Here is an 11413-nt window from a genome sequence, read left to right on the forward strand (position 1 = left end):
CGCCAACGCACACTAGCGCCCTGTTTTTTTGTCGGGCCAGCATGATGTCAGCACTATTATCGCGTTATAAATTCAGTATCAGTATGCCGGAGATGGTGCTGATCCTCATTACGATGTTATGGGGCGGCACCTTTCTGGTGGTTCACCACGCGATGACTGTCAGTGGCCCGTTTTTCTTTGTCGGCCTGCGCTTTGCTACGGCAGCATTGCTGCTGGCGCTGATTTCCTGGAAAAGCCTGCGCGGCCTGACGTGGCATGAAGTGAAAGCGGGGACATGGATTGGTATTGCTATCGCCTGTGGTTATGGCCTGCAAACCTGGGGCATGCAGACCATTTCCAGCAGCAAATCCGCTTTTATTACCGCGATGTATGTTCCGCTGGTGCCGCTGTTACAGTGGCTGTTTCTTGGCCGTATGCCAGGGCTGATGTCGTGGATCGGCGTGGCGCTGGCCTTTATCGGCCTGCTGTTGCTGGCGGGGCCAGAGGGAGATTCGCTGGCGTTTGGTGCCGGAGAGAGCGCCACATTGCTCAGCACGGTGGCGATTGCGGCCGAGATTATCCTGATCAGTGCCTGTGCCGGGAAAGTCGATGTGCGCCGGGTGACCATTGTGCAGCTGGCCGTCGCCTCGGCCAGTGCCTTTCTGTTTATGGCGCCAAATGGTGAATCGGTGCCGTCATTTTCCCCTTACCTGCTGTACAGCGCAGTGGGGCTGGGCATCGCCAGTGCGCTGATTCAGGTCACCATGAACTGGGCGCAGCGCAGCGTATCGCCGACGCGCGCCACGGTGATTTACGCCGGGGAACCGGTATGGGCCGGGGTGGTGGGACGTATTGCGGGTGAGCGCCTGCCGGGTATCGCTTTAATCGGTGGCGCGCTGATTGTGCTTGGCGTGCTGATTAGCGAACTGAAGCTGAAACGTAAAAAACAGGCGAAGCTTGCGGCTTCGCCTGAGGATATCACTGAAAGCGCTTAGCCCTTTTGCGACACCGCTTCACTGCCGTCCAGTGCAGCGGTACGGCGGTGGCTGAGAATGGCATTAAGGATAATCGCCCCGAACGTCGCCGTACCGATACCGCCGAGCGTAAAGCCCGCAATATTCAGCGCAAAGTCACCGGCACCGAGCACCAGCGTCACGGCCACCATAATCAGGTTGCCGTTCTGGCTGAGATCCACATTATTCTGCACCCAGATTTTCGCTCCTGCCACGGCAATCAGACCAAATACCACGATGGATGCACCGCCAATCACCGGACCCGGGATAGTGTGAATGAGTGCGCCAAACTTCGGTGAAAAGCCCAGCAGCATCGCGACCAGCGAGGCGGCGACAAACACCAGTGTCGAATAGACTTTGGTCACCGCCATCACGCCAATATTTTCTGCATAAGTGGTCATACCGCTGCCGCCCATGCTGCCGGACAACATCGTTGCCAGCCCGTCACCGACAAAAGCACGTCCCATATACGGGTCGAGGCTGCGTCCGGTCATACCGGCGACCGCTTTCAGATGGCCGAGGTTTTCCGCCACCAGAATCACCGCGACCGGCGCAATCAGCACCATTGCCTGCAGATTAAACGTTGGTGAAGAGAACTGTGGCAGACCGAACCAGGCGGCGTTTGCCAGTGCACTGAAGTCGACCGGTTTACCAAAGCCCAGCACATTCGTCAGTACGGTATACAGCGCCCAGGCGAGGATCAGCCCGACCAGAATCAGCAGGCGTTGCACCATGCCACGGGTAAATACCGCCACCAGTCCGATGCACAGCACGGTCATCACTGCCATCCAGCTGTCGAAGCTAGACGCGGAAACGCTGTGTACTGCAATCGGTGCCAGGTTAAGGCCAATCGCCATCACCACGGCACCGGTCACCACTGGCGGCATCAGCCGTTCAATCCAGCGCGTACCCAGCTTCATGACCACCAGACCAATCAGGGTATACAACAGGCCACAGGCGATCACACCGCCCAGCGCGATGCTGAGATTGGGATTCAGTCCCTGGCCGTTATAGCCCGTCACGGCGATCACCACGCCGACAAACGCAGCGCTGGAGCCAAGATAACTGGGCACCCGGCCACCGGTCACCAGGAAGAACAGCAGGGTACTGATGCCGGATAACAGGATGGCCAGATTGGGATCGAGTCCCATCAGCAACGGCATCAGCACCGTTGCGCCAAACATCGCTACTGCGTGCTGCAGCCCCATAATCAGGGTTTGCCCGGCGGGCAGGGCTTCATCAGGCGCCACGATACCGTGGCCGTTAACTGCGGATGTCTTACGCCATTGTGGGAACCAGGAACTTGCCATCGTCTTCTCCAGATAGAGGTGAAAAACTGTGACTGTCGGACTGCGCCAGTTAGCTGGCTTCCTGCCGCAGCAAATGATGATATCCGCGATCGAAATAGATCAGGCCGTGGCTGTGATCGTTGCACACCAGCGCCTGCGCTTCGCAAAACAGAATGTCATGGGTGCCGACGCTGACTACCTGACTGATTTTGCAGTCAAAGGAGGCAATCGCGCCTGCCAGTACCGGGGCGCCCGTGACCAGCGTTGACCACTCGGCGGCAATAAAGCGTTCTTCCATTGGCGTTTTGCCGCCAAACAGGTTCGACAGCGTCTCGTGGCCTGCCGCCAGCGTATTGACACACAGAGCCTGATTCTGCTGAAACACCGGCCAGACGGAGGCCGAACGATTCAGGCACACCAGTAAAGTCGGTGGGGTATCGGTGACGCTGCACACGGCGGAGGCGGTGAAACCCGCACGGCCGCCAGGTCCATCGGTGGTGATGATATTGACTGCCGAGCCGAGGCGCGACATGGCATTACGGAACTCCTGTTTCTCCACGCTGGCGGCAGCCAGCGGCAGGGTGTGCAGCGACATGGTTTACTCCTTAAGCGAGTTGGCAGGCATCGCTAAATGCAAGACGTGGCAGACGGGCATGCACCTTGCTGGCATCACCGTAGCCAATATTGATTAACAGATTGCTTTTCCAGCCGTTGTCAGCGAAAAACGCGGCATCGACTTTTTCCCGGTCGAAACCCGACATCGGCCCGGTGTCCAGACCCAGAGCACGACAGGCGCTAATCAGATAAGCCGCCTGCAGTGAGCTGTTGCGAAATGCGGTTTCTTCCGCCAGCGCCGGGCTGGAGGTAAACCAGGAACGGGCATCGGTGTGCGGGAACAGCTGCGGCAGGGCGTCATAAAACTGCGGGTCCCAGGCGACAATCGCAGTGACCGGTGCGCTTATGGTCTTTGCCAGATTGCCGCTGGACAGGCTCGGGCGCAGCTTCTCTTTGCCTTCCGCACTGCGCACAAACACAAAGCGTGCCGGGCAGCAGTTCGCGGAGGTCGGGCCGAGGCGTAACAGGTTATAAATCGCGTCCAGTTGCGCATCCGTGACCGGTTTGTCCTGCCAGACGCTGTGCGTGTGCGCGTCGGTAAACAGGGTGGCGAGGGCTGCGTTATTCAGTGGTTCTGCCATGTTGACTCCATTTCCGGGTTAAAAGTGACAACCGGCGGCGGGGCATTCAGCCATTCCAGCACTAACCGGTTGAAAGTCAGACTATCAGTTACGCTCATTGCATGACCACCCCAGCGCATTTTCTGCAATGTGGCGTTGGGCAGGGCGTCGTGCAGGGTTTCCGAGCAGGTCCAGGGCACCAGCAAGTCGTCCTGCGCGCAGATCACCAGTACCGGTTGCGTGATGCGCTGCGCATCAGTGCTGAAGTCGGTCGCCATCAGGGCATGCAGGCGGCGCAGCAGATTTTCCATCCCCTGAAAATGCGTCACCGCCAGGCTGTCTTCCGCTTCTATCCGCGCCTGATTGGCCGATAACCAGCCGGCGGGATACAGGAACAGCGGTTGTGCCCGCACAAAGGCTTCAACGCCGACATTCAGCAGCAGGTCGCGGCGTACATGGAAGCAGCGCCGGGTGTGGGGATCGAGGCTCAGCCAGCCATTGACCACCACGATGCGTGTCACCAGTTCCGGATAATCCAGCGCCATTTGCAGGCCAATCATGCCGCCGAGTGCATGACCCACCACATCGCACTCGGTGATACCCTGTTGCCGCAGCGCCTGCGTCAGTTCGGCGGCCATGTCCTGCATGCTGTAGCCTTCCGGCAGGGTATCGGCACTGCGTCCGGTGCCGCGCTGGTCATACACCACTACCCGGTAGTGCGCCTCCAGCGCCTGCTTTTGCGGCAGCCAGAAATTCGCGGAGCCGCCCAGTCCGGCGGAAAGCACCACAGTTTTTGCCTGCGCATGTTGCTGACCTGACAGCTCGATATACATAGTGCGGCTCCTCTGTGGGGCGGGTTATTTGCCGATATGCGCGATGGTGGCGATCTCAATCAGAGCATCGGGTTTCACCAGTCCACACTGGATACAGAAGCGCGCTGGTTTCTCACCAGGGAAATACTCCGCGTACACCTGATTGATTGCCGCATAATTGTTCCAGTCGGTGATAAAGATGGAGTTAAAGGTGACGTCATCCATGGTGCCGCCTGCGGTTTCAATCACGCTTTTAATGATCTCCAGCACATGGCGCGTCTGTGCCGCGGCATCGCCGACGTGCACCACATTGTTCTGTTTGTCGAACGGCAGGGTGCCGGAGACATACACCACGCCGTCGGCCAGAGTGCCAGGCACAAACGGTGCCAGCGGAATACCGGTTCCGGGCGGGGTAATGACAGTTTTTGGCATCGCTATCTCTCCTTATCAGGCTGAGCGTTTAACGGGTTGTGTGTCCTGCAATGTCTGGCAGAAGGTCGTCACATCAGAGACCCAGCCAAAGAAGGTTTCGATATTAAAAATCGCCGCCTGCTGAGCGAAGGGTGGCCCTGCCTGATAGGTTGCGTCTTCCAGCACCACGCCGAAATATTCGAGGAAAAAGCCATCGCGCAGTGTCGACTCGACGCAGACATTGGTGGCGATGCCGGTAAAGATCAGATGGCGGATACCGCGGCTGCGCAGCATGCTGTCCAGCGGCGTATTAAAGAAGCCGCTGTAGCGCGGTTTCGGCAACACAATATCGCCCGTCTGCGGCTGCAGTTCGTCGACCAGCTGGTAGTCCCAGCCGCCTTTCGCCAGCAGCTTGCCCTGCAGCTCCGGGTGTCTGCGCATGGTTTTCAGCGCATTCGATTTATGGAAGTTAGGTGAGCCTGCGCCACCGGCTTCAACATACTGCTCGTCCCAGCCATTCTGGAACCAGATAATCTGGATACCCGCCTCACGGGCGGCGGTCACCGCCTGATGTATTTTTTCGATCACCGGTTGAGTGGCGGAGACATCAAAGCCTGCCAGATCGAGGTAGCCGCCTGTGGTGGCATAGGCATTCTGCATATCCACCACAATCAGCGCGCTCTGTGACGGCGGGAAAGCGATAGCTTCCGGGCGTGCGGGCAGGATCAGGTTATCGCGTTGCAGGGTAGCGCAGACCACGTTCTCAGGGTTATGCATCACGCCACCTCCCGCGCAGCATCGATCACGTCAATGCGGCTTTTCATCAGTGGCTGAATGCGTTCGCCGAAGTCTTCAATGCCCTGCAGGAAATCGTCAAAGGTCAGCAATACCCCCTGCGTACCGTCAACGGTGGCCACTTCATCCAGCATGCGTGCGACACTGGCGTAAGAGCCGACCAGCGTGCCCATATTGATATTGACCGCTGAAGTCGGGTCGGCCATCTGGCGCACATTGGTATCGCTGCCGGAGCGGGTATCCTGCTGGCTCTGGGTGGTCAGCCACGCCAGCGCTTCTTCATCGGCACCGGCTTTGTAGTGTTCCCATTTCGCGCGCGCGGCCTCATCGGTTTCGTCGGCGATAATCATAAACAGCACAAAGGAGCCGACTTCTCGTCCGGTCTGCTCTGCGGCGGTTTTCATCCGGCTGGCAGTGGCGGCAAACGCGGTCGGGGTATTGACGCCTTTCCCGAAGCAGAAGTTGTAGTCAGCATATTTTGCCGAGAACGCCATCCCGGCATCGCTCTGCCCGGCGCAGATCACTTTGACCGGCTGCTGTGGGCGCGGACTGAGGCGGCAGTCATTCATGGTGAAAAATTCACCTTTTAAATCGGATTTGCCGGTGCCCCACAGGTCACGCAACACCTGCACATATTCGGTCAGATAGTCATAGCGACGTGAGAAATACTCATCACCCGGCCAGATGCCCATCTGTTCATATTCGGGTTTCTGCCAGCCGGTCACCAGATTGACGCCAAAGCGGCCAGGGCAAATCGAATCGATCGTCGAGGCCATGCGTGCCACAATAGCCGGTGGCAGCGTCAGGGTGGCTGCGGTGGCGTAAATCTGAATACGTGATGTCACGGCGGCGAGACCCGCCATCAGGGTGAAGGATTCGAGGTTGTGATCCCAGAATTCGGTTTTACCGCCGAAGCCACGCAGCTTGATCATCGACAGCGCAAAGTCGAAGTGGTAGTGCTCGGCTTTCTGCACGATGGCTTTATTGAGTTCAAAGCTTGGCATGTACTGCGGTGCATGGGTTGAGATCAACCAGCCGTTGTTGCCAATAGGAATAAAGACACCAATTTTCATGTGAAACCCCTCTGTTTAACGATGGATGTGGTTCACGCGCGGCGATGCATTCTGCAACTTTCCCCGAGGCGGCGCTCAGGTGATAAATTGCAAAGGCTGTGCCAGAAAATAAAAGGTGTTTGTAAACAAGGTGTTATAATTGAAGCTTAATAATGTTGCAGAGCAGGCGGTCTGAAGCAGACCATTTGGTAAAAAATGATGCACAGAAAACAGGCAAAGATGTGCCATCAGAGTGCAGGCGCTTTGCTATTATCTGCCAACAGTGATGGAGAAGGAGTTACAGTGAAGTCAGCAGAAAAAGCCCCGACGCGCCGCTCGCGCGCGGTTGCCGCCAAACGCCAGGCGATCCTCGCCGCTGCGCTGGAGTTTTTTTCCCAGTTTGGCATTCATGGCACCAGCCTCGATCAGGTGGCGGAACGTGCCGACGTCTCAAAAACCAATCTCCTCTACTATTTCCCGTCGAAAGAAGCGCTGTATATCGCGGTGCTGAAAGATATCCTCGATGTCTGGCTGGCGCCGCTGCGTGCTATGCGTGACGATCTGCAGCCGCTGGAGGCGATTGAGGAATATATCCGTATGAAGCTGGAAGTGTCGCGCGACCATCCACAGGCCTCGCGTCTGTTCTGCCTCGAAATGTTGCAGGGTGCACCGTTGCTAAAAGGGGAGCTGGAAGGAGACTTAAAAGCGCTGGTGGAAGAGAAGTCGGCGGTGATTGAAGGCTGGATTGCGCAGGGGCGACTGGCGCCGGTCGAGCCGCATCATCTGATCTTTATGCTGTGGGCGACGACGCAGCACTACGCGGACTTTGCCACGCAGGTGGAAGCGATTACCGGACAAAATCTCAGCGACCCGGTCTTCTTTCACAAGACGGTGGAAAATGTGCAGCGCATGGTGATTGAAGGGATTCGCGTGCGTTAAGTTTGCGCAGCCGTAATTATCTTTACATTGTCTGTGGCAGGATAGCCGTCTTAACGCATTTATTTATCAGGGAATAGCGATGGATTCGGTTTCTCAACTGGTGCTCGGTGCGTCAGTGACGATGGCGGCAATGGGGCGCAAAGTGCCACTGTGGCAGGCGGCGGCGGTCGGGGCAGTGTGTGGCACGCTGCCGGATCTGGATGTCTTTCTCGATCACGGTGACGCCATTCGCAATATGACGTTTCACCGTACTGAAACCCACGCGTTACTGTTTCTGACCCTCGCGGCACCGTTACTGGCCTGGCTGCTGGCGGGTATGCTGCGTCAGCGGCCGTTATGGGTGAACTGGTGGATTGCGATATGGCTGGCGCTGATTACCCATCCGCTGCTTGATTTAATGACGGTGTATGGCACGCAGCTTGGTCTGCCGCTTACCGACCACCCGTATGCGGTCAGCAGTATCTATATTGTTGATCCGCTGTATACCCTGCCACTGCTGGCTGGTCTGGCGCTGGCGTTCTGGCGGCGTGGTGCTCGCGGGTTGTGGTGGAATCGCCTCGGTCTGACATTAAGCACGCTGTATCTGCTGTGGAGTGTGCTGGCGCAGAGTTGCGCCACGCAGCAGGTAAAGGCGGAAATCGCCCGTCAGCAGTTGCCCGCTGAGCAGGTGCTGGTTTCGCCGACGGCGTTCAATACTCTGGTGTGGCGTGTACTGGTGATGACACCGCAGGGCTATGCCGAAGGTTTCTACTCGCTGTTATCACCGCAGCGACCGCTGCAGTTCAGCCAGCATGATCGCGGCGCAGAACTGTATCAGCGCTATAAAGGCGACTGGTATGTGGATCGCGTTGCCTGGTTCAGTCACGGCTTTTTCGCTATGCGTGAGCAGGAAGGGCGTTTGCTGATAACCGATCTGCGTATGGGAGAAGATCCAAGCTACACCTTTACGTTTGATTTGGGCGCGCCAGAGGGGTTGAAGGATGCGAAGCCGGTGCGATTGCCTTCGCCGCGGCCGTCGTTATCGGCGTCATTTAGTACGTTGTGGCAGCGTTTATACTCAGGGCGTGGTTGCGGGGGGCGTGCCTGCACAGGGAACACGGTCAGATCGGAAAGTCGCTATGCGTCATCCTGACCGCTCGGCCCGCGCCGTCCCTGGCGCGGGACGCTTTCCTCTTCTGACCGTGTTCCCTGTGCTGTAAACTTTTGGGATGCCTGAAAGTAAAAGGGCAGCATCTCTGCTGCCCTTTAGTGATTAACTCTGTTTTCTTTTCCGCATCAGCCAGCCAGCTGCCAGCAGGATAAACCACAGCGGCGTGACCATCAGCGCCTGGCGGGTATCGTCTTCCAGTGTCAGTAACACCAGTACGAAGACAAAGAACGCCATCACCACCCAGCACATGACTTTACCCAGTGGCATTTTATAGATGGACTCAGCATGACGCTGCGGGTGCTTCCTGCGGTACACTAGGTACGAGCAGAGGATAATGGTCCAGACAAACATAAACAGGATCGCAGACACGGTAGTCACCATGGTGAATACGGTCATCACGTTCGGGATCAGGTAGATCAACGCCACGCCGCCGAGCAGGCACAGGCAGGAGAAGAACAGGCCATTGGTCGGCACCGCGCGTGATGACAGACGACCAAAGCCACGGTGGGCGACACCCTGTTGCGCCAGACCGTACAGCATACGGCTGGTGGAGAAGATACCGCTGTTGGCGGAAGAGGCGGCAGAGGTCAGTACCACAAAGTTAACGATGCTGGCTGCGGCTGGCAGGCCAATCAGCACAAACATCTCAACAAACGGGCTGCGATCGGCCATCACCTGGTTCCACGGCGTCACGGCCATAATCACCATCAGCGCCAGCACATAGAAGAAGATAATGCGGATCGGAATGGCGTTGATAGCGCGTGGCAGTACCGCTTTCGGGTTGTGGGTTTCTGCGGCGGCAGTGCCGACCAGTTCAATCCCGACGAAGGCAAACACGGCAATCTGGAAACCAGCGAAGAAACCGCTCAGGCCTTTCGGGAACATACCGCCATGATCCCAGATATTAGACAATGCAGCCTGGCTGCCGCCGGAAGACGGGTAGTGGATTGCCACCAGCACAATACCGACAACAATCAGCGCCACAATGGCAACGATTTTGATAATCGCGAACCAGAACTCCATCTCGCCAAACAGTTTAACTGTGGCGATATTCAGCGTCAGGAACAGCAGCACGCAAAGCAGGGCACTCATCCAGATAGAGAAGTCCGGGAACCAGAGCTGGAAATAGGAACTGATAGCCACCACATCGGCAATACCGGTGACGACCCAGCAGAACCAGTAAGTCCAGCCGGTAAAATAGCCTGCCCATGGACCGAGTAAATCCGCCGCGAAATCGCTGAAGGATTTATATTCCAGGTTGGACAGCAGCAGCTCGCCCATGGCGCGCATCACAAAGAACAACATAAAGCCGATGATCATATAGACGAAGATGATCGAAGGACCGGCGAGGCTGATGGTTTTTCCTGATCCCATAAACAACCCGGTGCCAATCGCGCCGCCGATAGCAATCAGCTGAATATGACGATTGTGCAGATTACGCTGTAGCTTATCCGGGTCTTTACTGCCCAGCACAGTCTCTTTTGATTGATCAACCATAACGATTTATTCCTGTCAGTGATGGTGTGTCAGCTCTGTTGGCTGTTATTTAATCTGGTTGGTCACCAGCTAAGTTGGCATAAGATAGTGTAATTGGCGGGATAACAGGTAATTTTTTTTATTTTTGTCGCTCAGAGGTAAAGTTCAGTATAAATTCTCGCCAGTGCTGTCAGATATTGCTGGCGGGACTATGGTTGATGTTATGGCTGGATTAACGTGCGCACGGGTGCGCCAGGGATTTGCTGTCTGTGAAATTTCTCGCTGTGCTGCTCATCACTATTGTGGCGTTATTTGCTGCCATACCGTGGATTAAACAGCATCTGCCTGCGCAATATAATCCGTTCGCACCACTTGCGGTGACCGACCCGCCGAATATTATTACCCGTTATAAATTAAAGCGCCTGGCAACTGATCCTGAAGCGTGCCTTGCGGTGATGACACGGGCGCGCGACGAAGGCTGGGTCAGTTTCCGTCGCACCGACAGCACGCAGGGGCGTTGCCCGCTGGAACACCCTCTGGTGATTCAGCGCTTTGGTTCTGTACAGCTGAATACGCCATTTCTCGCCAGCTGCCCGCTGGCAGTCAGCAGCGTGATGTTTGTCACGGCGATACAGCAGCATCATGCAGCAATCTCACCGCTGGCGCGTATTGATCATCTGGGCAGCTTCGCCTGTCGCAATATCTACCATCGCGAACAGGGGCGTTTAAGTGAGCATGCCACTGCCGATGCCTGGGACATTGCCGGTTTTCGCCTGCAGAATGGTGAGCGCATCAGTGTGATCGATAACTGGCGGCAGCCGCAGGAGAAGGCGGTATGGCTGCAGCAGACCTTTCAGCAAAGCTGCCGCTATTTTGGTAATGCGCTTGGACCGGAGTATAACGCTGCACATGCTAACCACTTTCACCTCGGTATGCGTGGTTTTGCAGTCTGTCGCTGATGAGATGAAATGTTTATCAGCGTTAATTTATTTATTAGCGTAACAGATCGCGTATTTGCTGGCAGCTATGCAAAAGCCGGCATTATTGCGTCAAATAAAAGGTTATAAACAATAATACATTGCCGCTGGCGCTGTGGTGAAAACAATAATACATTGCTAAATGAAATGTGTTATCACATCCGTTTTTTTGCCAGGTTTATTATTTTCCTGTTTTATCTTTATGTTTTAAATGTGTTTTTCTTTTTCTTTTTTTGTTGATTTGGCTTAGTCCACTTACTGCAAAACATTAGGGAAGGTGCGATTTAATCGTCAATTATGAGAACATAACCCTTTCTTTGACATAGACTTTTCACGATGCCCGCT

At 56.0% G+C, this 11413-nt stretch carries 12 protein-coding genes; 4 read left to right on the forward strand and 8 right to left on the reverse strand.

The window, feature by feature from the left end; genetic code table 11:
- Window positions 1-44: 44 nt before the first annotated feature.
- Window positions 45-974, forward strand: coding sequence for a DMT family transporter (locus tag ACSZO1_RS02200; RefSeq protein ID WP_437609074.1), 930 nt, complete (start codon window positions 45-47; stop codon window positions 972-974).
- Here ACSZO1_RS02200 and rutG read toward each other — a convergent pair.
- The 7 genes from rutG to rutA are packed head-to-tail and all read right to left on the reverse strand — an operon-like array spanning window position 971 to window position 6547.
- Entirely contained in the window at window positions 971-2302 is a 1332-nt protein-coding gene (rutG, locus tag ACSZO1_RS02205) for a pyrimidine utilization transport protein G (RefSeq protein ID WP_437609076.1), read from the reverse strand. The two genes, ACSZO1_RS02200 and rutG, sit on opposite strands and share 4 nt — an antisense overlap.
- A gap of 49 nt (window positions 2303-2351) precedes the next feature.
- Entirely contained in the window at window positions 2352-2876 is a 525-nt protein-coding gene (gene rutF, locus ACSZO1_RS02210; protein WP_437609078.1) for an NADH-dependent FMN reductase RutF, read from the reverse strand.
- Window positions 2877-2886: 10 nt separating this feature from the next.
- A complete protein-coding gene (locus tag ACSZO1_RS02215) occupies window positions 2887-3477 on the reverse strand; it encodes a malonic semialdehyde reductase (RefSeq protein WP_437609079.1) in 591 nt (196 codons plus the stop codon).
- Window positions 3462-4289 (reverse strand): pyrimidine utilization protein D, encoded by an 828-nt coding sequence (gene rutD, locus ACSZO1_RS02220; protein WP_437609081.1) that lies wholly within the window; start codon window positions 4287-4289, stop codon window positions 3462-3464. The genes ACSZO1_RS02215 and rutD overlap by 16 nt, the downstream gene beginning before the upstream one ends.
- Before the next feature lie 24 nt (window positions 4290-4313).
- Window positions 4314-4700, reverse strand: coding sequence for a pyrimidine utilization protein C (gene rutC / locus ACSZO1_RS02225; protein ID WP_437609083.1), 387 nt, complete (start codon window positions 4698-4700; stop codon window positions 4314-4316).
- 15 nt (window positions 4701-4715) lie between these two features.
- On the reverse strand, window positions 4716-5456 hold the full coding sequence (gene rutB / locus ACSZO1_RS02230) for a pyrimidine utilization protein B (protein WP_437609101.1): 741 nt from the start codon (window positions 5454-5456) through the stop codon (window positions 4716-4718).
- Window positions 5456-6547: a pyrimidine utilization protein A gene (rutA, locus tag ACSZO1_RS02235; protein WP_437609085.1), complete on the reverse strand. Its 1092-nt coding sequence runs from the start codon at window positions 6545-6547 to the stop codon at window positions 5456-5458. The genes rutB and rutA overlap by 1 nt, the downstream gene beginning before the upstream one ends.
- 282 nt (window positions 6548-6829) lie before the next feature.
- On the opposite strand from rutA, the gene rutR reads away from it, so the two are divergent.
- Window positions 6830-7465, forward strand: a complete 636-nt coding sequence (rutR, locus tag ACSZO1_RS02240) for an HTH-type transcriptional regulator RutR (RefSeq protein ID WP_437609087.1) — start codon at window positions 6830-6832, stop codon at window positions 7463-7465.
- Between the two features lie 79 nt (window positions 7466-7544).
- Entirely contained in the window at window positions 7545-8597 is a 1053-nt protein-coding gene (locus tag ACSZO1_RS02245) for a metal-dependent hydrolase (RefSeq protein WP_437609089.1), read from the forward strand.
- A 120-nt stretch (window positions 8598-8717) separates the two neighbouring features.
- Here ACSZO1_RS02245 and cycA read toward each other — a convergent pair whose 3' ends face one another.
- Window positions 8718-10112 (reverse strand): D-serine/D-alanine/glycine transporter, encoded by a 1395-nt coding sequence (cycA, locus tag ACSZO1_RS02250; protein WP_437609091.1) that lies wholly within the window; start codon window positions 10110-10112, stop codon window positions 8718-8720.
- A 248-nt stretch (window positions 10113-10360) separates the two neighbouring features.
- Between cycA and ACSZO1_RS02255 the strand changes: the two genes are divergently transcribed.
- Entirely contained in the window at window positions 10361-11050 is a 690-nt protein-coding gene (locus ACSZO1_RS02255; RefSeq protein ID WP_437609093.1) for an extensin-like domain-containing protein, read from the forward strand.
- Window positions 11051-11413: the final 363 nt, after the last annotated feature.

Source organism: Erwinia sp. V71, from assembly GCF_965644245.1.
Classification (GTDB): Bacteria; Pseudomonadota; Gammaproteobacteria; order Enterobacterales; family Enterobacteriaceae; genus Erwinia.

Excerpts from the sequence above, each read along its gene's own strand:
- rutB (WP_437609101.1), bottom strand. The coding sequence starts at position 5,456 with ATGCATAACCCTGAGAACGTGGTCTGCGCTACCCTGCAACGCGATAAC.
- rutG (WP_437609076.1), bottom strand. The coding sequence starts at position 2,302 with ATGGCAAGTTCCTGGTTCCCACAATGGCGTAAGACATCCGCAGTTAAC.
- rutF (WP_437609078.1), bottom strand. The coding sequence starts at position 2,876 with ATGTCGCTGCACACCCTGCCGCTGGCTGCCGCCAGCGTGGAGAAACAG.
- ACSZO1_RS02215 (WP_437609079.1), bottom strand. The coding sequence starts at position 3,477 with ATGGCAGAACCACTGAATAACGCAGCCCTCGCCACCCTGTTTACCGAC.
- rutD (WP_437609081.1), bottom strand. The coding sequence starts at position 4,289 with ATGTATATCGAGCTGTCAGGTCAGCAACATGCGCAGGCAAAAACTGTG.
- ACSZO1_RS02245 (WP_437609089.1), top strand. The coding sequence starts at position 7,545 with ATGGATTCGGTTTCTCAACTGGTGCTCGGTGCGTCAGTGACGATGGCG.
- rutC (WP_437609083.1), bottom strand. The coding sequence starts at position 4,700 with ATGCCAAAAACTGTCATTACCCCGCCCGGAACCGGTATTCCGCTGGCA.
- rutA (WP_437609085.1), bottom strand. The coding sequence starts at position 6,547 with ATGAAAATTGGTGTCTTTATTCCTATTGGCAACAACGGCTGGTTGATC.
- cycA (WP_437609091.1), bottom strand. The coding sequence starts at position 10,112 with ATGGTTGATCAATCAAAAGAGACTGTGCTGGGCAGTAAAGACCCGGAT.
- ACSZO1_RS02200 (WP_437609074.1), top strand. The coding sequence starts at position 45 with ATGTCAGCACTATTATCGCGTTATAAATTCAGTATCAGTATGCCGGAG.